This is a genomic window from Sphingomonas flavida (genome assembly GCF_036663655.1).
In the GTDB taxonomy this organism is placed as follows: domain Bacteria; phylum Pseudomonadota; class Alphaproteobacteria; order Sphingomonadales; family Sphingomonadaceae; genus Sphingomonas.
The window spans coordinates 216,503-237,848 of sequence record NZ_JAXOJH010000002.1 but is presented as its reverse complement, the minus strand read 5'-3'; the positions used below and the strand labels follow the sequence as shown (position 1 = coordinate 237,848).

General features: G+C 68.1%; 18 protein-coding genes and 1 tRNA gene. 5 read left to right on the top strand and 14 right to left on the bottom strand.

Going from position 1 to position 21,346, the window contains the following annotated elements:
• Positions 1 to 45 precede the first annotated feature (45 nt).
• Positions 46 to 888, top strand: a complete 843-nt coding sequence (gene asd, locus U1703_RS03285) for an archaetidylserine decarboxylase (RefSeq protein WP_332784558.1) — start codon at positions 46 to 48, stop codon at positions 886 to 888.
• Between the two features lie 41 nt (positions 889 to 929).
• Entirely contained in the window at positions 930 to 1,055 is a 126-nt protein-coding gene (locus U1703_RS03280) for a hypothetical protein (RefSeq protein ID WP_332784557.1), read from the top strand.
• A 14-nt stretch (positions 1,056 to 1,069) separates the two neighbouring features.
• Here the strand turns inward: U1703_RS03280 and U1703_RS03275 are convergent.
• From U1703_RS03275 to U1703_RS03255, 5 genes are all read right to left on the bottom strand, one after another.
• Positions 1,070 to 1,146: transfer RNA gene (locus U1703_RS03275), tRNA-Arg, on the bottom strand.
• Positions 1,147 to 1,215: 69 nt separating this feature from the next.
• Entirely contained in the window at positions 1,216 to 1,677 is a 462-nt protein-coding gene (locus U1703_RS03270; protein ID WP_332784556.1) for a DUF1178 family protein, read from the bottom strand.
• Positions 1,674 to 2,498, bottom strand: coding sequence for a carbon-nitrogen hydrolase family protein (locus U1703_RS03265; protein ID WP_332784555.1), 825 nt, complete (start codon positions 2,496 to 2,498; stop codon positions 1,674 to 1,676). The genes U1703_RS03270 and U1703_RS03265 overlap by 4 nt, the downstream gene beginning before the upstream one ends.
• Positions 2,495 to 2,752 (bottom strand): glutaredoxin 3, encoded by a 258-nt coding sequence (gene grxC, locus U1703_RS03260; protein WP_320452672.1) that lies wholly within the window; start codon positions 2,750 to 2,752, stop codon positions 2,495 to 2,497. The genes U1703_RS03265 and grxC overlap by 4 nt, the downstream gene beginning before the upstream one ends.
• A gap of 31 nt (positions 2,753 to 2,783) precedes the next feature.
• Complete coding sequence (locus U1703_RS03255) at positions 2,784 to 3,554, bottom strand: ComF family protein (RefSeq protein ID WP_332784554.1); 771 nt, start codon at positions 3,552 to 3,554, stop codon at positions 2,784 to 2,786.
• A gap of 46 nt (positions 3,555 to 3,600) precedes the next feature.
• Between U1703_RS03255 and U1703_RS03250 the strand changes: the two genes are divergently transcribed.
• Positions 3,601 to 4,461 (top strand): class I SAM-dependent methyltransferase, encoded by an 861-nt coding sequence (locus U1703_RS03250; RefSeq protein WP_332784553.1) that lies wholly within the window; start codon positions 3,601 to 3,603, stop codon positions 4,459 to 4,461.
• Here U1703_RS03250 and U1703_RS03245 read toward each other — a convergent pair whose 3' ends face one another.
• From U1703_RS03245 to U1703_RS03210, 8 genes are all read right to left on the bottom strand, one after another.
• Positions 4,462 to 4,851 (bottom strand): response regulator, encoded by a 390-nt coding sequence (locus U1703_RS03245; RefSeq protein WP_320452675.1) that lies wholly within the window; start codon positions 4,849 to 4,851, stop codon positions 4,462 to 4,464.
• 66 nt (positions 4,852 to 4,917) lie between these two features.
• A complete protein-coding gene (locus U1703_RS03240; protein WP_332784552.1) occupies positions 4,918 to 7,341 on the bottom strand; it encodes a tetratricopeptide repeat-containing sensor histidine kinase in 2,424 nt (807 codons plus the stop codon).
• Positions 7,328 to 8,647: an EAL domain-containing protein gene (locus U1703_RS03235; protein WP_320452677.1), complete on the bottom strand. Its 1,320-nt coding sequence runs from the start codon at positions 8,645 to 8,647 to the stop codon at positions 7,328 to 7,330. Before U1703_RS03235 ends, U1703_RS03240 begins: the two co-directional genes overlap by 14 nt.
• 322 nt (positions 8,648 to 8,969) lie before the next feature.
• Complete coding sequence (gene argE / locus U1703_RS03230; RefSeq protein ID WP_332784551.1) at positions 8,970 to 10,139, bottom strand: acetylornithine deacetylase; 1,170 nt, start codon at positions 10,137 to 10,139, stop codon at positions 8,970 to 8,972.
• A 100-nt stretch (positions 10,140 to 10,239) separates the two neighbouring features.
• On the bottom strand, positions 10,240 to 14,472 hold the full coding sequence (locus U1703_RS03225; protein ID WP_332784550.1) for a translocation/assembly module TamB domain-containing protein: 4,233 nt from the start codon (positions 14,470 to 14,472) through the stop codon (positions 10,240 to 10,242).
• Positions 14,472 to 16,619, bottom strand: a complete 2,148-nt coding sequence (locus U1703_RS03220; protein WP_332784549.1) for an autotransporter assembly complex protein TamA — start codon at positions 16,617 to 16,619, stop codon at positions 14,472 to 14,474. Before U1703_RS03220 ends, U1703_RS03225 begins: the two co-directional genes overlap by 1 nt.
• 171 nt (positions 16,620 to 16,790) lie before the next feature.
• The gene (locus tag U1703_RS03215) at positions 16,791 to 17,204 is read right to left on the bottom strand and encodes a hypothetical protein (protein WP_332784548.1); all 414 of its coding nucleotides are present in this window, start codon (positions 17,202 to 17,204) and stop codon (positions 16,791 to 16,793) included.
• Positions 17,201 to 17,962, bottom strand: coding sequence for a prepilin peptidase (locus tag U1703_RS03210; RefSeq protein WP_332784547.1), 762 nt, complete (start codon positions 17,960 to 17,962; stop codon positions 17,201 to 17,203). The genes U1703_RS03215 and U1703_RS03210 overlap by 4 nt, the downstream gene beginning before the upstream one ends.
• A gap of 93 nt (positions 17,963 to 18,055) precedes the next feature.
• Between U1703_RS03210 and U1703_RS03205 the strand changes: the two genes are divergently transcribed.
• Positions 18,056 to 19,237 carry an acetyl-CoA C-acyltransferase gene (locus tag U1703_RS03205; RefSeq protein ID WP_332784546.1) on the top strand — a complete coding sequence of 394 codons (1,182 nt, stop codon included), beginning with the start codon at positions 18,056 to 18,058 and terminating at the stop codon, positions 19,235 to 19,237.
• A 401-nt stretch (positions 19,238 to 19,638) separates the two neighbouring features.
• Here the strand turns inward: U1703_RS03205 and U1703_RS03200 are convergent, their stop codons facing one another.
• Positions 19,639 to 20,139, bottom strand: a complete 501-nt coding sequence (locus U1703_RS03200; RefSeq protein WP_332784545.1) for an SH3 domain-containing protein — start codon at positions 20,137 to 20,139, stop codon at positions 19,639 to 19,641.
• A 135-nt stretch (positions 20,140 to 20,274) separates the two neighbouring features.
• Here U1703_RS03200 and U1703_RS03195 point away from each other — a divergent pair, with 135 nt between their 5' ends.
• A complete protein-coding gene (locus tag U1703_RS03195; protein WP_332784544.1) occupies positions 20,275 to 21,273 on the top strand; it encodes a 2-hydroxyacid dehydrogenase in 999 nt (332 codons plus the stop codon).
• Positions 21,274 to 21,346 lie beyond the last annotated feature (73 nt).

The window sequence follows — 21,346 nt, the reverse complement described above, 5'->3', positions numbered from 1 at the left end:
TGACCGCGTACCCATGACGGAGGCATGACAATGCGCGGACCCATCATGCGGTTCTTGCTGAACGAGGACATCAATTTCCTCCTGACCAACCGCCTGCCGCGCCGCTTCGCGACGAAGGCGGTCGGGCGGATCGCCCGGATCGAGCATCCGCTGATCGCGAAACCCAGCCTTAGCCTGTGGAAATTCTTTGCCGGGGTCGACCTGTCCGACGCGCGCACCACGCGGTTCCGGTCGCTGCGCGACGGCTTTGTCCGCCCGCTGCGTGACGGCGCGCGCGAGTTCGACGCCGATCCCGACAGCATCGCCAGCCCCTGCGACGCACTGGTCGGCGCGCATGGCCGGATTGACGATGATCGGCTCTATCAGGTGAAGGGGTTTCCCTACACGCTGGGCGACCTGATCCCCGACCCCGCACTGGTCGAGCGGTATCGCGACGGGTCTTTCCTGACCTTACGGCTGACGGCGGGTATGTACCACCGCTTCCACGCGCCGACCGATATCGTGGTCGAGGGCGTGACCTATTTGTCGGGCGACTGCTGGAACGTGAACCCGATCGCGCTCAAGCGGGTCGAGCGGCTGTTCTGCCGCAACGAGCGCGCGGTGATCGAGGCGCGGACATTGATGTCGGGCCATCCGCTACTGATCGTGCCGGTCGCCGCGATCCTGGTTGCCAGCATCCGTCTCCACTGCGTGGACACCGTCCGAACCCTGCGCGAACATGGCCCGGGCCGCACCACCTGTTCGGCGCGGATCGGCAAGGGCGAGGAGATGGGCTGGTTCGAACATGGCTCGACGATCCTCCTGTTCCTTCCCAAGGGCATGGCGCTGGCCGAGACGCTGGTCGAGGGGCAGGCGATCCGGGCAGGAGAGGTGATCGGGCGACTGTGACGAACGCACTTTCGCCCGCTCCAGCTTCGGGGTGCCCGGCCATGCCACGTGAGAGCGAGAGCATGGCGACGGAGCGTTCCGAACTCGGTATCGAACAGCGCGCCGACGCCCGCGACCCGGAATGGCGCGCAAGTGGCCCGTTCGACGCGGGCGATACCGTTCGCTGATGCCTGCAAACGCGTGGTGACCCCGACTGGATTCGAACCAGTGGCCCCCAGATTAGGAATCTGATGCTCTATCCTGCTGAGCTACGGGGCCCCACGCGAGCGCGGTGATAACCGGCAGAGGCGATGGGGTCCAGAGCGGTTTGGCGTCCGCCCGTGCGGATCAGTTCGTCAGCTTGGGCGGCACCACGGGAAAGGGTAGCGGCGCGACCGGTACGCCTTCCTCGACCAGCGCCTTGGCCTCGGCCAGGCTCGCCTGACCATGGATCGGGGCGACCGGCGTGTCGCCGTCGTGCATCGCGCGCGCCTGATCGGCAAAGCCGGTCCCGACCCAGGTCGATTTTTCCAGCATCCTGGCCTGCGCCTGGGCCAGATGCTCCAGCGCGGCCTTGATCGCCACGGGGTCCACCGACCGACGATCGGGCGACGGGAGGTTGGGCGTGTCGGGCTTGCGGTTGCCCTTGGCGGCGATCTGCGGCGCCATCACCGCCTTTTCGATCTGCCGGTCGCCGCACAGCGGACATTCGACCCGCCCGCCGTCCCGCTGATCGGCATAGGCGGTGGACGAGGCGAACCAGGCCTCGAACACATGGCCGCTGGTACAGCGAAGGTCGAAGACGATCATGCCCGCTCCACCGGCGGAATGGCGCGGCGATGGCGGATGGCGGGCAGACGCTCACGCACCGCATCGACCTGGCCCGCGTCGATCGTCACGAAGCCCAGCCCCGCAGGATCGTCCATGTCGAGCAGCACATCACCCCATGGCCCGACGACCAGCGAATGGCCATAGGTGGTGCGCCCGTCCTGATGCTCGCCGGTCTGCGCCGCGGCGACCAGATGGACACCCGCCTCGATCGCGCGGGCACGCAGCAGGATGTGCCAGTGCGCCGCCCCCGTCGGTCGGGTAAAGGCGGCGGGCACCGACAGGATCGTCGCTCCCGCCTCGGTCAACGCGGCGAACAGCGCCGGGAAGCGCAGATCGTAACAGATGGCCAGCCCCAGCCGCCCGACGGGCGTGTCGACGACCACCGCCCGCTCACCGGGCCCATAGGACGCCGACTCGCGCCAGCTTTCGCCACTGGGCAGGTCGACATCGAACAGGTGCATCTTGTCGTACCGGGCGCGGATCGCGCCGGTATCGTCGATGACATAGCCGCGATTGGCGAGCCGCCCGTCCGCCTCGCGCACGGCCAGCGATCCCAGATTCACCCATAGGCGATGCTCGGCCGCCGCGGCCCGGACGCGGGCCAGCACCGGATCCTTGTCCTCGCCGACCAGATGCGGCGCGGCGCGGCTACGATCCCGGTCGATCAAGCCGGACATTTCGGGGGTGAACAGCATCGCCGCGCCGCCCGCCGCCGCGCGGGCAATCGCCTGTTCCAGCGTGGCTGCATTGGCGGCGGGATCGATCCCCGCCGTCATCTGCAACACCGCGACGGCGGTCATGCCGCCAGCAGCGGGTCGAGCCCTCCCCGCTTGTCGAGCGCGGCCAGATCGTCCGACCCGCCGATATGCTGCCCGTCGATAAAGACCTGCGGCACGGTGGTGCGGCCGTTCGCGCGGTCGATCATCTCGGCACGCTGGGGGCCACCCATGGTGATGTCATACTCCTGGGGCTCGACGCCCTTGGAGGCGAGCAGCGCCTTGGCCCGAGTGCAATAGGGGCAGAACGCCTTGGTGTAGATTTCAACCTTTGCCATCCCTCTCAGGTGTGGCGCGCGGGGCGGCTTGTCAATCGCCCGCCCCGTCGATCACCCGCGCCCAGCACAGGATGGCGACCGACGCCGCCCCCGCCGCCAGCAACACGCGGACGCACGCCCCCGCCGTCGCCCCGGTGGTATAGACATCGTCGACCAGCACGATGCGCCGCCCCTTCACCGCCGCCGGATCGGCGACGCGAAAGGCCCGGGTCACCGCATCGCGCCGCTGTCGCGGCGACAGCCCCCGCAGCAGCGCCGTGGCACGGACGCGAACCAGGGCATCGCGAGCGATCGGCACCCCGCCGAGCCGTGCGACGCCCTCGCCGATCAACACCGCCTGGTTGAAGCCACGCCGCCACAAGCGCCAGCGGTGGAGCGGCACCGGCACCAGCAGGTCGGCATCCGGCGGCAAGCGCCGCGCCATCGGCCCGGCCATGGTCCGGGCGACGCCGATCCGCCCGCCATGTTTCAGCCGGATCGGCAGTTGCCGCGCAATCGCACCATAGGCGACCGCCGCATGGATACCCGCATGGCGCGGCGGTCGGGCCAGGCAGGGCCCGCACCAGCGCTCGCCGATCGCGTCGCCGTCCAGCGGTATGCCGCACCGCGCACAGCCCGCATCGTCCAGAAAGCGCAACTGTCCCCAGCAGCAGGCGCAGAAGCGATGGTCCGCCTCCACCGGCTCGGCGCATCCGGGGCAGCGCGGCGGCAAAGCCCAGCGGACCACGCCCGCCAGGATGGCGAACGCGGCCGGTCCGGCCCGCTCCATCGCAAATCCCGGCCATTTCGTGCGAGCCCCCATCGGCTTTGCCTTGTTCCCGATCGCGCGAACGCGCACAAGCGCCGGGGTGAGCAGCCCCACCATCTTCGACCGTCATGCGCGCCGCCTGCGTCGCGACCGCGCCCAGCCCGCTTATGCCGAGCATGATTTCCTGCGCGCGGCCATGCTCGACGGCATTGCCGAGCGGCTGGACGCGGTGACGCGGCCGTTTCGCCACATCCTGGACCTGGGCTGTTTCGATGGCGGCTTCCTGCCCCCGCCGAGCGCCAAGGTAGCGCGGCTCGACCCCGGCTTCGCCTTTGCGCGGGGCGCGCGCGGTGTGCAGGGAGACGAGGATCGCCTGCCCTTCGCCGATCGCAGCTTCGACCTGGTGGTGAGCGCAGGCGTCCTCGACCAGATCGACGACCTGCCCGGCGCGCTGACACTGATCCGCCGCGTGCTCCGGCCCGATGGCCTGTTCCTGGGCGCCTTTGTCGGTGGCGGATCGCTGCCCCGCCTGCGTGCGGCGTTGCGGGTGGCGGAGGCCGAGCGGCCGGTCGCGCGGCTGCATCCACAGGTCGATGTGCGCTCGGCGGGCGACCTGCTGATGCGGGCGGGCTTTACCCTGCCGGTCGCGGATATCGAGACGCTGGCGGTGCGCTACCGCGACTTCGGCCGGTTGCTGGGCGATCTGCGTGGCATGGCGGCGAACAATCTGCTGGCCGAGCGGCGGCCGATCACGCGTGAAGCACTGGCGACGGCGGCGGCGGCCTTTGCCGACATGGCCGATCCCGATGGCCGCGTATCCGAGCAGTTCAACCTGGTCTTCCTGACCGGCTGGGCCCCGGACCCGTCACAGCCCCTGCCCGCCAAGCGCGGCAGTGCCACCACTTCGCTGGCCGACGCGCTGCGCGTGAAGCCCGAGGCAGCCCCGCCCGACGCGAAATGATCAGCCGATGATCGCGCCGCCGCGGTCGCCCGCCAGGATACGGCCGATCGCCTCGAACAGCTGATCCATCGCGACCGGCTTGACGATGACATCGTCCGCGCCTGCGGTCAGGCAGCGTTCGCGCAAGTCCACGCCGCTGTCGGCAGTCACGACGATGATCGGCAGTTCGGCCTTCCCATCGTTGCGCGCGCGGATGTGGCGGATGGCGGTGATCCCGTCCATGCCGGGCATGCGCAGGTCGATCAGGATCATGTGATAATCGTCGCGGTCGATCATCTGGAGGCCGATCTCGGCATTTTCCGCCTCGGCCATCTGCGCCCCTGCGACGTCCAGCATGTCGCGAACGACCCGCCGGTTCATACGATCGTCCTCGATGAAAAGGACGTTCATCGCCGCCCCTTCCGCATCGTGCATGTCGTGGCATTCGAGGCGCAGGTCATGGTTCCGCCCTAACGATCATGCCGCTTGCGTTACAAGTGCCGTGTTGGCGGTTTGCGATGAGTAGCCGAACAACTTACTCATCACCTCGCTCCCTGCGACAGGCTTTCCGATGAAGCTGACCAATGCGCTGTCGAAAAAATCGTTCCCTTCCAATGACTCCGCTTGCGGCCATAACACGTGGACCGGGATCGTCGGCCCCGCCGCACGAACGATGGCGGCCAGGGCGGTTGCAACGCCCTCATCGCGGATCGCGCCGTCGTCGACCAGCACCTGCGCGATTCCCCCCTCGCCCAGCCTGGTCACCGCTTCCTCCGCTTGCCCCGCGAAAAGGGGGACGGCATGGTCGGCGCATAGTTTCGTCCACATGGCACGGCGGATCGGATTGCGCTCGAGGATCAACAGGGTCGGCCGTTCCGGTGCAGGTTCCACGGCAAGTTCGGTCAATGGCAGCGTCAGCGTAAAGCACGAACCGCGCCCCGGTTCGCTCACCACCGTCACGTCGCCCCCCATGGCGCGGGCCAGACGGCGACAAATGGCGAGGCCCAGGCCGGTGCCGCCGAACTGCCGGGTCGTGCTGGCATCCGCCTGGCGAAAGGCCTCGAAAATCTCCTCCAACTTGTCGGGGGAAATGCCGATGCCGCTGTCTGTGACCCGCACCGCGACGCCGTCCGCCGTCCGCCGCGCGTCCAGCCGGACCTCGCCGGTGCTCGTGAATTTCAGGGCATTGGACAGCAGGTTGAAGACGATCTGACGAATTCGCGCCGAGTCCCCGACCACCATCGCCGGGCAATCGGCCAGGTCGCGGACAAAGGCGATCCCCTTGGCCGCCGCCTGATCCTCGAACAGGCGGGACGCGCCGTGGATCGTCGCGGCGAGGTCGAAGGGTGCCTCCTCCAGGGTCAGGCGGCCATTCTCGATCTTGGCGACGTCGAGCAGGTCGTCGACCAGAGCGCGCATCGTCAGGCCCGCGCCATGCATCACCTCGACCCGCTCACGCTGCGGCGCGGGCAGGCCGGTATCGGCCAGCATGACCTGGGTCATCCCCAATATGCCGTTCAGGGGGGTGCGGATCTCATGGCTGGTGGTCGCAAGGAACTCGGTCTTGACCGCCAGCGCGCGCTCGAGCTGGTCGTTGGTCACCGCCAGTTCGCCATGCGCCGCGCGGATCCGGTTGCGGCTGCGCCCCAGCGTCACCAGCCATATGCCCAGCAGCGCCAGCACGATGATGATCGCACCGACCGAGCCGATCAGGATGACACGCTCGGTGCGAAGCTGCTCCCGTTCAAACGCGATGTTGCGTTGCAGGTCGGCCGCCTTCATCCGCGCGATCCGCAGTTCCTGATTGGCGAAATTGAACCGCGCCCCCATCAGCGCAAGGCCGGTCGATGTCGCCAGCCGGGTCGATTCGTCGTCGATCCGCTTCAGCGCCTGGAGGTGGCGCAGTGCGTCATCTGTACGTCCGACGGCGCTATAGATTTCATACGCGCTGCGATGCGCATCCCGCTGCAACACGGTGGTCGTCGCCAGATCGACGCCCTTGAAGCTCTGGTCGATCAGTTGGGCGGCCTGGACCTTGCGGCCACGCTGAAAGGCGGCCTGCGCCGCTACACTTTGCAGGGCGCGCGTGTCTTCATCGCCCGGACGAGGATCGACCCGCCGGACCTGGGCAATCGTTCCCTCGGCATCGGCGATCCGCCCCATGCGCAACTGGGCGCGCGCGATATTGCGGCCGATGACCGCTTGCAGGGCGGGACTGTCGATCTCCCGCGCCAGTCGCATCGCCTCGCGTAGCTGGACCAGCGCCTCGCCCGGACGGTCCAATTCAGCCAGCGTGAGCGAGCGGTTGTTCAGGATCGCCAGTCGAAAACTGTCATCACCACGGTAGGTGCTGCTGGCCTGTTCCAGATAGCGGAGGGCCGACGTGAAGTCCTTGCCGTCATTGTACAGGTCCGCGATCTGCACCAGTGCCTTGGCCTGTCCGCGTGTGTCGTTCAGCTGCTGGAAAACCCGGTGTGCGGATTGATAGGAACTCAGCGCCTCGGCGATCTTGCCATCGGTGCGGTTCAGCCCGCCTTGCGAAAGCAGGAGATTGGCCATCAGATCGGATTTCGGTGCCAGCGCCTGCACGCTCTTGAGCGCTCCGGCGATGACGTCTTTCGCGTCGTCGGGCCGCCCTATGCGAACCGCCCCCTCGCCGTGAAGCCAGTCGGCGGTGGCGAGCGCCAGCGCCCGTTGACGTCCATCCGCGATTCCGCGCGCCGCTACTCGTGCGGTGTCGGCCCTGCGCATCGCCATGGCGGGATCGCGAAGCATGTCGCCCTTCGCCGCGTCGATCGCCCGCATATAGGCTATGGGCATCGCGGGTTCGGAGGCAGCGCGAAGCTGCGCACCCGCCATGACGAGCGCGATGAAGATCAGCGCGAACCTAACCGCGCGCACTGGCAACCAGGCGGGCGAAGGGCGTCGGCGCAGCCAGTGCCGTGATCCCCTGATGCGCCTGCTCGCTCAGGAATGTGAGCAGCGCCTCCAGCCCGATCGGGCGGCTGATCAGATAGCCCTGGATCATGTCGCAACCCATGACGGTCAGGAGAGCGAGCGTGGCGGGCGTTTCCACGCCCTCTGCCACCACTTCCATCTCCAGGGCATGAGCCAGATCGATCGTCGAGCGCACGATCAACGGATCGCGGTTGGAACTGGTCAGCTGGGTGATGAACAGCTTGTCGATCTTCAATTCGCAGGCGGGAAGCTGCTTGAGATAGGCCAGCGAGGACAGGCCCGAGCCATAATCGTCGATCGCCACCGCGATGCCCATGTCGACCACGGACTTCAGATTGGCGATGGCGCTTTCGGGGTCGTGGATGACCGACGTTTCGGTGATCTCGAATCCGATCCTGGCACCGCTGTCGATCACGATCGCGCAGGCTTCGCGCACGAAGTCCTGATCGCCGAGCAACATGCCCGAGATATTGATGAACACACGCAGGTCATGCCCGGCATCGGCCAGTACCCGCTGATCGGCGATGACCCGGCGCAACACCCACAAAGTGAGCGGGCCGATGATCCGCGCCTCCTCGGCCACCGGGATGAATTCCACCGGGCTGATCGGCCCATGATAGGGATGCCGCCACCGCAGCAGCGCTTCGACGCTCGTGACGCGCTGCTGGCGGACATGGACCTTGGGCTGATAGTCGACCGACAGGCCGCCTTCTTCGATCGCACGGGTCAGCTCGCGCGCCAGGGCGATCCGGTCGAGCCGATCGGCGCGGGCGGCGAGTTCGCGAACGACCACCCGTCCCTCCATCTGCGCATCGGCCAGCGCCTGCTCGGCTTCTTCGAGCAGACGCATATCGTCGTCATGCGGCACGGTGGCCAAGGCCGCACCCAGCACGGGATCGATTCGACACTCGCCCTCGGGCAGCAGGAAGGGATAGCGCAGCGCCTCGCCCAGCGTCAGCAGATGTGCGTCCAGTGCTTCGCGCGACGTTGCGCGGATCATCACCTCGACCTCGGACGGCGACGCGGCGCGCGCGACCGCATCGGGAATGACGTGCGCGACCCGACCCGCGACCGCATCGATCAGCTTGCCGACCACCGCCCGACCGAGATGGCGGCGCAGTACCGTGAAATTCGCCAGCCCGACCAGGACGAGCAACTGCCACTGCGCCCCGACAGCCGTCGCGGCGGCATCGACCGCACCATTTGGCGACGGGTCACCAGAGGCGATTCGAGGGAGGCCGTTCTTCACTCCCCCAGATTAGGGGGCAGCGTTAAACAAGGTATTAACCCCGTAAGTATCGCCCGTGCAGGCCTTTTTGGCGAGACGGACAAACCTAATCCAAGCGAAACACCTGCCCATTGCGGATTGGTTAATAGGCTATTAACCATTGGCATGCGCCGGGTAACGGCGTGTACGAGGGAGAAACCCCATGCTGAAGTTCATTCTGGCGCTGATCTACGGCGAGTCGATCCGCCCCTGGTAATTCCAGTTACGTCACGGGGCGGTGTGACGTGCGAAAGCCGTCCCACCGCCCCGTGATTTTTTGAAAGGCCGGGCCCCGCCCCCGGCCTCAGCAGACCAGATCGTCCGCCAGCCGCAGCATGAAAGCGGCGCCGCGCTCGATCTGCGCAATCTCGATATACTCGTCCGGCTGATGCGCCTGGGCGATCGAGCCCGGACCGCAGATGACGGTCGAAAACCCCGCCCCCTGGAACTGCCCCGCCTCCGCGGCATAGGGGACGGCGCGCGCCGGGCCATTGTCGCCTGCCCAGCGGCGCGCCAGCCGCTCTGCCATGCCGTCCGCCTCGGGCGCGAAGGAGGGCGTGCGCGAGCGACGCTCGACCCGCACGCCGACCTGCGGAAAACGGGCGCGCAGTGCGGCGTCGGCCGCGTCGCACGCGGCAAAGAACGGTGCCAGGATCGCCTCGGGCTCCTGCCCCGGCAGCGTGCGCAGGTCAAAGGCGAATCGACATTCGCGCGCCAGGATGTTGACCGCGGTGCCGCCGTTCACTTGTCCGACGGTCAGCGTGGCATGATGCGGACAGAAGGGTCCGTGCGGATCACCCTCCCCCGCCAGCCGATCGGCCAGGTCCGCAAGCTGTTGCATCAGCCGTATCGCGACCATGTTGGCGGAGGCCCCCAGATGGATCAGGCTGGAATGCGCCTCGTGCCCGGTGACCGTCACGATCCAGGTCGCGATCCCCTTATGGCCGCTGACCACCACCATCTCGGTCGGCTCGCCCACCACGACGGCGGCGGGGGACGGGACTTCACGGACGATTTCGGCGATCATCGACGGTGCGCCCAGGCAACCCACCTCTTCGTCATAGGAAAAGGCCAGATGCAGCGGACGCACCGCGCCGTTGCGCGCGACGTGCGGGGCCAGCGCGAGCGACAGCGCCAGAAAGCCCTTCATATCGCACGTACCCCGCCCGAACAGCCGCTCCCCCCGCCGCGTCAGTTGCCAGGGATCGCTGGTCCAAGGCTGGCCGTCGACCGGCACCACGTCGCTATGCCCCGACAGGACGACGCCGCCCGGCTCCATCGGGCCGACCGTGGCGTAATAATTGGCCTTGCGGCCATCGTCGTTGAAGACCCTGCGCCCGGTCACGCCGATCCTGCCCAGATACTGTTCGGCATAGGCGATCAGGTCCAGGTTCGACTCGCGCGACGTGGTGTCGATCGCGATCAGGTCGGCCAGGATGGTAGTGGCTTGGGCGGCGAGCTGGTCCGGGGTCATGCGACCACACTGCCGGATGTTACAGTTTGGCGAAACCCCGATTGATGCCCCCACCCGCACTGCCACATGGGGAAAGGGAGGATGAGGGCATCAGCTTCGGTCAGAAGTCGCGCGAGTAACGCAGGCTCGCCGCCGATCCGCCGAACGAGCCGGTCTGGGTCAGCAGGCTGAGCGTGCGGGTCAGCGCGATCTGCAACTGGGTCGCGGTAAAGCCGCGCGCGTCGGTGACGATCTCGACATAGATATTGTCGGTCAGATATTTGCCCGCCGCCAGGCTGGTGCCCCGGCCGGTGGCGTCATCCGCCCCCAGCACGCGCAGCCGGTCGATTCCCGTCGCCGAGCGCAGCTTGCCCAACGGGTTCAGCCCACCGCCACCCGACCCGCGCAGCGAGTTGAGCGCAGCGGCCAGCTGGATCGCCTCGGTCGCCGACAGATTCTCCGGATTGGTCCCGAACAACAGGCGGCTGAGCACCTCGTCCTGCGGCAGGGTCGGTGTCGAGGTGAAGCTGATCTGCGGACGCTGGCCGGTGCCGGTGACGTTGATGACCGCGGTGATGCCGTCGGTGGTCGTCGTCGCCTGGATATTGATGTCCGGATCGGTCAGCGCGCCGCCACGGAAGCGGATGGTGCCGCGATTCACGTCGAACCGCTTGCCCGCAAAGCTGTACGTACCGCGCACCAGGTCGAGGCCACCATTGATCGTCGGCGCCGCACTGGTGCCGCCGATGCGCAGGTCCATCTCCCATTCCGACTCCAGCCCCATGCCGGACACGAACAGCTGGTTGGCCGCACGCACCCGCAGGTCGAGGCGGAACAGTCCCGACGGTGCGGCCGGTGCGGGCCGGTCGGTCGGACGCGGCGTGCGGATCTCACTGCGACGGCGCACGCCGGTCAGCTCGGGCACTTCGGCCTGGCCCTGGCGGATGATCTGATAGCGGGCGTTGGGCACGGTCAGGTCGCCCTGGATCAACCCGCCATCGCGGTTGTGCGTCAGGCGCACCGTGCCGCTGGTCGTGGCGGCAAGCGCATCGCTGTCGGCCAGCCGGGCGTTGTTGAGCTGCGCGCGGATGTCGACGGGATAGCCGCTATCCGCCGCCAGCCCGATCGAGCCCTGCGCCTGGATGGTGCCCTCGCCCGCCTTGGCCTGCAGGCGGGTGATCTCGAGCCGGTCGTTGTTGAACCGGGCCGCCAGCTGCATGTTGGTCAGGCGGGTGCCATACGCCTCGTTGTCATAGGTCAGGTTGTCGGCGCGCATCAGGCCGTTCAGCTGCGGCGCGGAAACCCGACCACCGAAATCGGCGGCGACCGCGATCGGGCCGTTAAGCTGCTGGTTGGGCAGCGCAGCGAAGGAGAACAGCACCGCCGACGGGCCGTTATAGCGCAGGCCGCCGGAAAGTGGCGCCTGCATCAGCCGATTGACCCAGCCGCCATTGCCCGGCGGCAACGGCCGCAGGTTGGCGACCATCCGGCCGACCACCATCTGCCCACGCCGGATCAGCGCGCGCGCCTCACCGCCGTCGGAGACCAGCCGTCCGGCGAACACGATGTCGACCGTCTCCGACACCGCCGCCAGCCCGGTACGCCGGAAATTGGCGATGGTCAGCCGCGCCTCGGCCGCCGGGAAGCTGGCGTCGCGCGCCTGGGCAAAGTCGAGCGCACCGCTCGCCTGGCCCGAGATGCCCAGGTTCGGCACGAAGGCGTCGAGAATCGACAGCTGCAACTTGTCGAGCCGCGTCTGCACCTTCAGGCCATTGCCATAGGTGCCCGCCATCAGCACCGATCCGCGACCGAAGTCGATCCGGGTCGGCGACAGCTGCCACTCGCCCTTGGCATTCTGGACGCGCGCCGGATTAGCGGTGCGGAAGGGAATGCCGTTGGCCTGCCCCTTTGCCGCCACCAGATAGTTGTTGGGGGACAGCTGCGCATTCAGCGCGACGTTGAACGGGATGCTCGACGATCCGGTCAGCACCGCCTGCGCCGTGCCACGCCCACCGGCATAGTTGACCTTCGCCCGTGCCGACTGGATCACGACCTCGCCATAGCGGGTGTCCGCCAGTTGCGCGTCGGCGACGATCTGCGGCGCGTTCGGGGCCATGACGACGCTGGCGTTGACGATGGCGCGGCCGATCGTGAAGTCGACCATGCCCGGCACGCGGGCGTTATAAGCGCGCGCGGCGATGTCGGCACGCTGGTTGCCGCCCTGATCGGCCAGTTGCACCCGGCCGTTGATCCCCTGCCCGGCGAATTGCAGCGCGCCCGCGAACGGCCCCGCCGCCGTCTGGACCACCCGACCGCTCGCGTTGATCCCGGCAAAGACCAGGCTGCGAATGTCGACCGCCAGTTGCCGCCCGGTGCTGACCAGCACATCGGCGGTGAAGGGACCGTAATTGGTATCGCCACGAGCGTTGACGGCATAGGCGCCATTCCGGCCGATGATCCGGGCCTGAAGATTGGCCAGCCCCACGCCGACCCCCGGCCTGGCCGCGCGCAGCACGACCACCGGATTGGTCTGCGAACCCGTCACCCGCGCGGTGATCGGGCCATACTGACTGGAATAGGCATCCGCCTCGACCGCCAATGCGCCGTTCGCCGGGTTGTAGCGCCCGCTGCCGCGCATCACGCGGAACTGGGGCGCGGCCATGCGCAGGCCGCTGAACGTCACGATGCCTTGCGGGCTGTACTCGACATCCGCGCGGATGACGGCGTTGCCGCCCAGGAAGTTGCGCGCGCCTTCGTTGAAGATCTGCTGCGTCCGCGCGACCACCCGGCCCTTCATCCCGAAGCCACCCGGCGTCGCCACCAGATTGGCGTCGGTGGTCAGGTTGATGATGCCGATGCTCTCGACCCGGTAATTGTTGACCCGGCCCTTCAGCGCGCCGGTATAGCGCCCGGTGTTCAGGTTCGCGACGACCACCGCGGTCGCATCGATATTGTCCGAACGGATGCGCAGATTGTCCGACAGGATGTTGGGCATGGCGATCGCAAAGTCGCCCTGGATCGCGACGTTGTTGGTCAGCCCTCCCACCGCGGCGTTCAACCCCGCGATCCGCTTCGCCTTCGCCTTGACCGGCACCAGGATGCGGTCGGCATTCACCTTGGCCAGCCCCTCGGCATAGAGGTTCTCGACCGAGGTTTCGCCAAAGCCCAGTGCGGCGGCGCGAATCTTGTAATCCACGGTCGGCGTCGCGAATGCGCCGTCCAGCACCACCCGCGCCAGCACGTCGCGGCCGCGCAGGTTCGGTGCGATGGCGCCGGGGGTCAGCAGCTTGGCATCGACCGCGAAATTGCCGAACCGGCTGTTCGCCAGATCGATGAGGCCACCCGCATCGACCATCAGCGCCGAGGAGCGCAGCTTCATCCGCGTGTCGGCACGCCGCTCGTTCAGCGTGGTATCGATCGCCACCTGCAGCGCGGGCGCGGTCAGACGCTCGACCGGTCCTTCCAGATACAGGCCCGGCCGGGTCACGCCTCGCACCTCGATATGCCCGTCACGCGCGGTGGCGTTGAGATTGGCAAGCTGCCCGCCGCCCAGCGTGGCGATCGCGCGGCCGCTCCAGGCCTTCCACCCGCCACGCCCGTCGACCGTCATGGTCAGCGGCGCCTTCAGCCCCGCCATCGACGCGACCACGCCGCCGGCCGGCGCGGTCAGCTTGACGTCCACTGCCAGCCGGTCGGCATCGGGCACCGCGTCGAGGACCAGGCGCAGCCGGTCACCGCCCGCCACGCCGGGGCCGCGCAGGGCATCGGCGCTGGCCGTCACCTGCGCACGCCGGTCGGCGATATGCACCTTGCCGTCGATGGCCAGCACATGCTTTTGCCCCGTCACCGGCGCACCGATCACGAAACGCTTCAACGTCAGCCGGTTCACATCGATGTCGAGATCGGGGAGCAGCGGCGCGTTCGGGTCGCTGGGCGTCGGCTTCAGTTCGGGCCGCCGCGCGAGCGTGACCAGGTCGGCGTTCAGCGAACGGACGTCGACATGGTTCTTGGTATAGGCAAAGGGCCGCCAGTCCACGTCGAGGCGTGGGCTGGACAGGAACACGCCCTTGGGATCGCTGACCCGCAGGTCGACCAGGCGCATCCGGCCATAGAGCGAACCCTCGATCCGCCCGACCTTGATGTTCAGGCCCGAGGCGGTGGTATAGCCGCCAAGCTGGTCCGCGACGAAGCGCCGCCCCGGATCGGTATTGATGCCCAGCAGGACCACCCCGACCAGCAGGATCAGGCCCAGGATCGTGATGCCGATCCATTTCAGCACGCGCTGCCACAGCGGGCGGCGCACGATCACCGTTTCGTTCGCGGGTTCGGGCGACATGGTCTGTTCGTCCGCCATCAGAAGGCCTGCCCGATCGAGATATAGAGGGCGACCTTGCCGTCACCCGGACGCGGGTTGAGCGGGGTCGCGACGTCGACGCGCAGCGGACCGAAATTGGTATAGAAGCGCCCGCCAATGCCCGCGCCGAAGCGCAGGTCCTTACCCGTCGGCAAGGTGCTCTCATAGCTGTTGCCCGCATCGACGAACGGCACGATGCCGAAATTGCCGAAGCGGTAGCGCGCCTCCAGCGCGAACTCGTTCAGGCTGCGCCCGCCGACCGGATTGCCCTGCGGATCGAACGGCCCCAGCCGCTGGAAGCCATAGCCGCGCACCGAGCCGCCGCCGCCGCCATAATAGCGCCGCGACGGAGCCAGATCGTCGCGCTCGATCCCGAAGATCGCGCCCGCCCGCGCCCGGCCCGCAATGACCAGGCTGTCGTTGAAGGGATAGTAGAACGTCCCCTCGATCATGGTCCGCGCATAAGGCCGCACCGCGCCGCGCACCGAGGTTTCGGGGCTGAGGTTCAGCTTCAGGCGATAGCCGCGCGTCGGGTTGAGCAGGTCGTTGGACTGGTCGAACACCACCTGTCCCGGAATGGCGGCGATGCCATAGGTGCCGCGCACCCGCTCGCCGCGCGCGAAATCATAGACGCTTTCGTTGGTGCCGGTCAGCTCGCCGCCAAAGGCATAGGTGAATTTCTTCTGCCAGATCGGCGTCGAATCGTAGCTCCAGCGGAAGGCGACGGTGCCGATAAAGGCGTCGAACGCGTCGTAATTCTGGTGGCTGGCCGAGGCGATGACCTGGAACGTCCGGTCGCGCCGCCCGGCGTTGGAGCGGCGGAAGGTGCCGCTCAGGCCCTGTTCCTGTGTACCCGCGATGACCGAGGCGATCAGCGCGCCCTCGGGCTTGAAGGCGTTGCGATTGGTGAAGCTGCCCTGCAAGCGCACGCCCTGACCGGTCGAATAACCGCCCTCGCCCGACAGGGTCCGGCTCGGCCCCTTGGTCTGGGTCACCTGCAGGTCGATCGCCTCGGTGCCGTCGGGGTTCAGGCGACCGGTTCGCTTGGGCTCGACCGCGATGCCGTTGAACAGGCCCGTCGCGACCAGCGCGTTACGCAGATCGTCGGTGAGCCGCGAGTCGTAGAGTTGCCCCTCGTCGAAGCGCGGGAAGACGTTCAGGTGATCCAGGTCGAACACCGCATCACCGGTCGTCGTCAGCTTGCCGAACGCCGAGCGCGGCCCGGTGTCGACCGGCAGCGTATACGCGCCGACGGGCTCAGGCCCCTGATCCTCCAGCAGGATGTCGCGATCGCCGACCTTGACGAAGGGATAACCACGCTGCGGCAGCACCAGGCTGACATTGGCCTCCGCGCCCTGGATGCGCGCCGCTTCGATCGGATCGCCGACCTTGAGCGGCAGGTTCTTGCGGACGAGATCGGCCGGCGTCGTGGGATCGGCCTTCACCGTCAACGAGGACAGGCGATAGAGCCGCCCCGGCGTCGCGGTCAGCACGACCTTCAACCGGCCTGCCTCGCCGCTGGCATCCTCGCCCACCCCTTCGCGTTGCAGGGTCGAGATGGCGGTGGCGTCGTAATAGCCGAGCGACTTCATCAGCCGGATCGCCAGCTGCTCGTCCTCACGCGCGCGGGCCGCGACCTGGGTGGCGTTCGCGGCCTTGCCCTTGCCTTCGCGCAGGGCCGACAGCCCCTTGAACTCGTCGTCCAGCTTCAACTCGGCCAGGCCGCGTATGTCGATGTCGTAGCGGATTTCGGGCGCCCGCCCGCTCTTGGGATCGGTCGCGGTTTCCAGCGGGGTCGTATCGAAACTGGCCAGCGGGGTCAGCGGTTGGGCGAGTTGCGGGTCCTCCGGCGCGATCGGGCCGATGGTATCGCCGGTGGCCAGCGGCTGCGCGGTCTGGGCACTGGGCAGCGGGGGCGCGGCCTGCGGTACGGGAATGGTCTGCGCGCGGGGCTGGTTCTTCTCCATGGTCGCCATGGATTCCAGCGGCGCGTTGATGTTGCCGCTCAGCGGCGGCAAGGCGGCGTCGAACTGCGCGTCGGGAACGATCGGGGCATTGTCCTGCGCCGCCGTACCGTCGCGCTGGTCCTGCGGCACGCTGGGACCTTGGGCGGGCGCGGTGCCCGGCTTGGCCAGCTGCGCATGCACGGGCGACGAAAACAGGGTGGGAGCAATCAGCGCGAACGCAAGCCAGGTGTGTCTACCGTTCCATTCCGCCACGCTGTCAAAAGCCCCTTTCCGACAGGGCTCCTCCGTATTCGGAACGATCCCCCAACGATCAGCAAACGCCGGGACAGGGCGCAAAGTTCCCTTGCAGGATCAACGCGATGTGGCGGCGCACCCGACAAGACCACCGACCGGCACGATGATTTCGTCCTGATTTCCGCGGGTCAGGCGCAATGCCGCCTCCGACACCATTGCCCCATCCTGCAACGTTTCCCTGCGGACGATGGTCATGTCCAACGTGGCGACGACGCCCGCCCCGGCATAACGCGTCGTGCTGGCCAGCCCCAAAGTTCCGACGCCCCCGGCCTCGGTGGCGGGCAGGTCGACCGGCTTGCCGTCGAGCACCAGGCGCAGCCGTCCCGGTTCGGCCATCGCCACGAAACGCTGGTCCTGAACCGCCCAGAGATACGCGGCACAGCCCTTGTCCGGCAGCGCCTGTGGAGGAAGCGCACCCGGCACGGGCGGCGCGACGGCCTGCGCCAGGGCGAGCATCGACAGCAGCATCATGGCATCCCTCCTATCATCACCACCCAGGCCGGGTAAGCCGCCAGCGCCAGCAACAGCCCGAGCGGCACCATGTCCTGCGCGCCGGTTCGATGCCCCAGCAGCCGCCGGAACGCGACGAAGCCCAGCCCGATCACGCACGCCACCAGCAGTATGGCAGGCAACATCCGCCAGCCCAGCCACAGGCCGATCGCACCCATCAGCTTGGGATCGCCGCCGCCCATGCCCTCGCGCCCGCGCCACCAGCGATAGCCCGCCGCGATTCCCCATAGCGCGCCGAAGCCGACCACGCCGCCGATGATCCGGTCGTCCAGCGGGGGCACGGGGCTGACCAGGCCGGTCAGCAGCCCGGTCACCGCCAGCCACGCGGTCAACCGATCGGGCAGCCAGAGCGCCAGCGCATCGAGCGCGCCCAGCGCCAGCAGCGACCAGCCGAACAGCGCGCCGGTCCATCCGTCCGCCCCGGTGACCCAGCCCGCCACCGCACCGATCAGCGCCGCCAGCACCTCGATCCGCCAGTGCACCGGGTCGATCGGCTGGCGACAGCGCGCACAGCGACCACGCAGCAGGACGAAGCTGAACACGGGGACCAGTTCCCAGGCGCGCAGCGTGCCGCCACACCCGTCGCACGCCGACCGGCCGACCAGGACCGAGCGATCGTCGAGCCAGCGCAGCACCAGCGCGGCGACGAACGAGCCCGTGATCGCCCCCGCCCCGCCATAGATCGCGGCCCATGCCGCCGATGCCGCCCCGAACGTCATGGCCCGCCCCTACCCCCCTTTGCGCCCTCAAGCAAAAGGCGTAAGGCGCGCGGCAAACAACGACATCAAAACAGACCTATCGGAGAGTATGCCATGACGGACCCCATCGTCATCCTGTCCTATGCCCGTACCCCCATGGGATCGTTCCAGGGCAGCCTGTCGGGCCTGTCGGCGACCCAGCTGGGAGCCGCCGCCGTCAAGGGCGCGGTCGAGCGGGCCGGTGTCGACCCCGCCCTGGTCGAGCGTATCCATATGGGCTGCGTCCTGCCCGCCGGGCTGGGCCAGGCGCCCGCGCGCCAAGCGGCGATCTTTGCCGGGCTGGGCGAGCATGTCGAGGCGACGACGGTCAACAAGATGTGCGGCTCGGGCATGCAGGCCGCGATCATGGCGGCCGAGGCGCTGGCGGCGGGTTCGGCCGAGATCATCGTCGCGGGCGGCATGGAGAGCATGACCAACGCCCCCTATCTCAGCCACAAGCATCGCGGCGGCGCGCGCATCGGCCATGATACGCTGTACGACCACATGTTCCTCGACGGGCTGGAAGACGCCTATGAACGCGGACGGCTGATGGGCCATTTCGCCGAAGAGGCGGCGCAGGAGTATCAGTTCACGCGCGCCGCCCAGGACGATTTCGCCATCGCCTCGCTGGAGCGCGCCAAGGCAGCGCAAGGGTCAGGCGCGTTCGACCGCGAGATCGTGCCCGTCACGGTCAAGACCCGCAAGGGCGAGGAACAGGTGACGCTCGACGAGCAGCCCGCCAAGGGCGATCCCGCCAAGATCCCGACGCTCAAGCCCGCCTTCGCCAAGGACGGCACGATCACGGCGGCCAACGCCTCGTCCATCTCGGACGGTGCGGCCGCGCTGGTCATGACGCGGTTGAGCGTCGCGGAGCGGCTGGGCCTGACCCCGATCGCGCGGGTCGTGGCGCAGGCCGGACACGCCCATGCGCCCGCCCGCTTCACCACCGCCCCGGTCTTTGCGATGCGCAAGGCGCTGGAGCGCGCGGGCTGGTCGACCGGCGATGCCGATCTCTATGAGGTGAACGAGGCATTCGCGGCGGTCGCGATGATCGCGATGCACGACCTGGGCCTGTCGCATGACCGGCTGAACGTCCATGGCGGCGCCTGCGCACTGGGCCACCCGATCGGGGCAAGCGGCGCGCGCGTGCTGGCGACGCTGTTGTCGGCGCTGGAGACGAAGGGCGCGAAGCGGGGTGTCGCGTCGCTGTGCATCGGTGGCGGGGAGGCGACCGCGATGGCGGTGGAGTTGATGTAAGGCGGTGCCTGGGCGTTAAGGCCGCGCTCCCCCTTTTTCTCCCCTTCCGCAGGCGAGTTTCAGGTCGGTCATGCCCCCGGCATGACCTGGCGTTTGATCCACCAGACCAGACCTGTTGCGTTACCGCCCCGGCGGAGGCCGGGGTCCAGTCGGGGGTGCCGTTGTGATGGTCCAGCGCGCTCCATCAATGAAGCTTTCGCAACTGGGCCCCGGCCTCCGCCGGGGTGGCGCTTCGGATTGGATGGATCAAACTCTAAGCGATGCGGGGCATCGTTTACCTGAAGCTGGGTCGGGGGAGGGCAAGGAGTCTCACCAAGACCATCGCTTGTGGCCTTCCCTCCCCCATCCCCTCCCGCTTGCGGGAGGGGCGTGCCTGGGATTGAGGGTGCCCCAAGAACGAATTACGGCACCGTCTCGCCCGGCTCGACGCCCCAGATCGACCCCACCGGCACGAACCCGGCCTGTCCCTTCACGTCAAGCCGACACCAGCCGCCGTTGCACTCGCTGATCCGCCCGACGACACCCGGCGCCGCACGCCACAGCGTCTTGGCGCCCTCGCTCGGGGCCGAGCGCATGGGCAGTGGTTCGGTGCCGCGCACGATCGCGGTGCGGGTGTTGCGCAGCAGGACCGCGAGCATCCAGCCTTCGGTGCCGTCGGGGTCCTGCACCTTGCGCCATTCCTTGAACGCGGCCAGCACCTTGATAGGCAAATCCTGACGGCGATAGGTCCAGCTGGCGGGATAGGCGCGTGCCGGGCCGGTCCGCATCCGGGCGACCGTCGCGCCGATCGAGCCGTAATAGGGCATGGCGCGCTTTTCCGACGCGGCCATGGCGGCGGGAGCGGCCAGGCCGGTCGACAGCATTGTCGCGATCAGTACCAGTCCGGCGATCGACCTGCGCATCCATTATCCCTTTACCTGCCCGCCCATCCCGCCTCTACGCCGAGCCGGGGCGGCGCTTCAACCATGTTCGCAAGCGGCTTGCCGAGTTGACGGGGCCGGTTGACGGACGCACGGCCATGCCCCAATCCATGACGCATGGTCGATCCACGCCGCTGCCTGAACCCCAGGGTGGTCGTCACCCGCGAACTGCCCGATCCGATCATGGCGCGGATGGCCGCGCTGTTCGATACGCGGCTGAACCGATCCGACGAGAAGATGCAGCCCGACGAACTGGCCGCGGCAATGGCGGATTGCGACGTACTGGTCCCGACCGTGACCGATGCGATCGACGCCGACCTGATCGCAGGTGCGGGCCCACGCCTGAAGCTGATCGCCAATTTCGGGGCGGGCGTGAACCATATCGACCTGAAGGCGGCGCGCGCGCGCGGCATCATCGTCACCAACACGCCCGGCGTCCTGACCGAGGATACCGCCGACATGACGATGGCGCTGATCCTGTCGGTGCCGCGCCGCCTGGCCGAGGGCGAGAAGCTGGTCCGCTCCGGCGCGTGGAAGGGCTGGAGCCCCGGCGGGATGCTGGGCCACCGGATCGGCGGCAAGGCGCTGGGCATCGTCGGCATGGGGCGGATCGGACAGGCGGTCGCACGCCGCGCGCGCGCCTTCGGCCTGACGATCCACTATCATAACCGCCGCCGCCTGCCCGCCAGCATCGAGGCCGAACTGGGCGCGACCTGGCATGACGATCTCGACGCGATGCTGGGCACGGTCGACATCGTGTCGATCCACACGCCGCTCAACGCCGACAGCCACGACCTGATCGACCGCCGCCGCATCGCCCTGATGCGGCCGCACGTCTATCTGATCAACGCCAGCCGTGGCGGGATCGTCGACGAGGATGCGATGGTCGACGCGCTGGAGGGCGGTCGCCTGGCGGGTGCGGGGCTGGACGTGTGGCGGCACGAGCCCGAGATCGATCCCCGTCTGCTGGCGCTGCCCAATGTCGTGCTGACCCCACATATGGGCTCCGCCACGCTGGAGGGGCGGGTCGCCTCGGGCGAGCGGGTCATCGCCAATATCCGCAGCTGGGCCGACGGCCATCGCCCGCCGGACCAGGTGCTGGAAGGATGGATTTAGGCCGGGTCGACATCCATTTCATTCCTCCCCTGAAAGGGGAGGAATTAGAAGGGGACTGAATGTTGATCCGCCC

Excerpts from the sequence above, each read along its gene's own strand:
- U1703_RS03215 (WP_332784548.1), bottom strand. The coding sequence starts at position 17,204 with ATGATGCTGCTGTCGATGCTCGCCCTGGCGCAGGCCGTCGCGCCGCCC.
- U1703_RS03280 (WP_332784557.1), top strand. The coding sequence starts at position 930 with ATGCCACGTGAGAGCGAGAGCATGGCGACGGAGCGTTCCGAACTCGGT.
- U1703_RS03195 (WP_332784544.1), top strand. The coding sequence starts at position 20,275 with ATGGTCGATCCACGCCGCTGCCTGAACCCCAGGGTGGTCGTCACCCGC.
- U1703_RS03270 (WP_332784556.1), bottom strand. The coding sequence starts at position 1,677 with ATGATCGTCTTCGACCTTCGCTGTACCAGCGGCCATGTGTTCGAGGCC.
- U1703_RS03225 (WP_332784550.1), bottom strand. The coding sequence starts at position 14,472 with ATGGCGGACGAACAGACCATGTCGCCCGAACCCGCGAACGAAACGGTG.
- U1703_RS03255 (WP_332784554.1), bottom strand. The coding sequence starts at position 3,554 with ATGGGGGCTCGCACGAAATGGCCGGGATTTGCGATGGAGCGGGCCGGA.
- grxC (WP_320452672.1), bottom strand. The coding sequence starts at position 2,752 with ATGGCAAAGGTTGAAATCTACACCAAGGCGTTCTGCCCCTATTGCACT.
- argE (WP_332784551.1), bottom strand. The coding sequence starts at position 10,139 with ATGACCCCGGACCAGCTCGCCGCCCAAGCCACTACCATCCTGGCCGAC.
- U1703_RS03265 (WP_332784555.1), bottom strand. The coding sequence starts at position 2,498 with ATGACCGCCGTCGCGGTGTTGCAGATGACGGCGGGGATCGATCCCGCC.
- U1703_RS03245 (WP_320452675.1), bottom strand. The coding sequence starts at position 4,851 with ATGAACGTCCTTTTCATCGAGGACGATCGTATGAACCGGCGGGTCGTT.
- asd (WP_332784558.1), top strand. The coding sequence starts at position 46 with ATGCGGTTCTTGCTGAACGAGGACATCAATTTCCTCCTGACCAACCGC.
- U1703_RS03210 (WP_332784547.1), bottom strand. The coding sequence starts at position 17,962 with ATGACGTTCGGGGCGGCATCGGCGGCATGGGCCGCGATCTATGGCGGG.
- U1703_RS03205 (WP_332784546.1), top strand. The coding sequence starts at position 18,056 with ATGACGGACCCCATCGTCATCCTGTCCTATGCCCGTACCCCCATGGGA.
- U1703_RS03200 (WP_332784545.1), bottom strand. The coding sequence starts at position 20,139 with ATGCGCAGGTCGATCGCCGGACTGGTACTGATCGCGACAATGCTGTCG.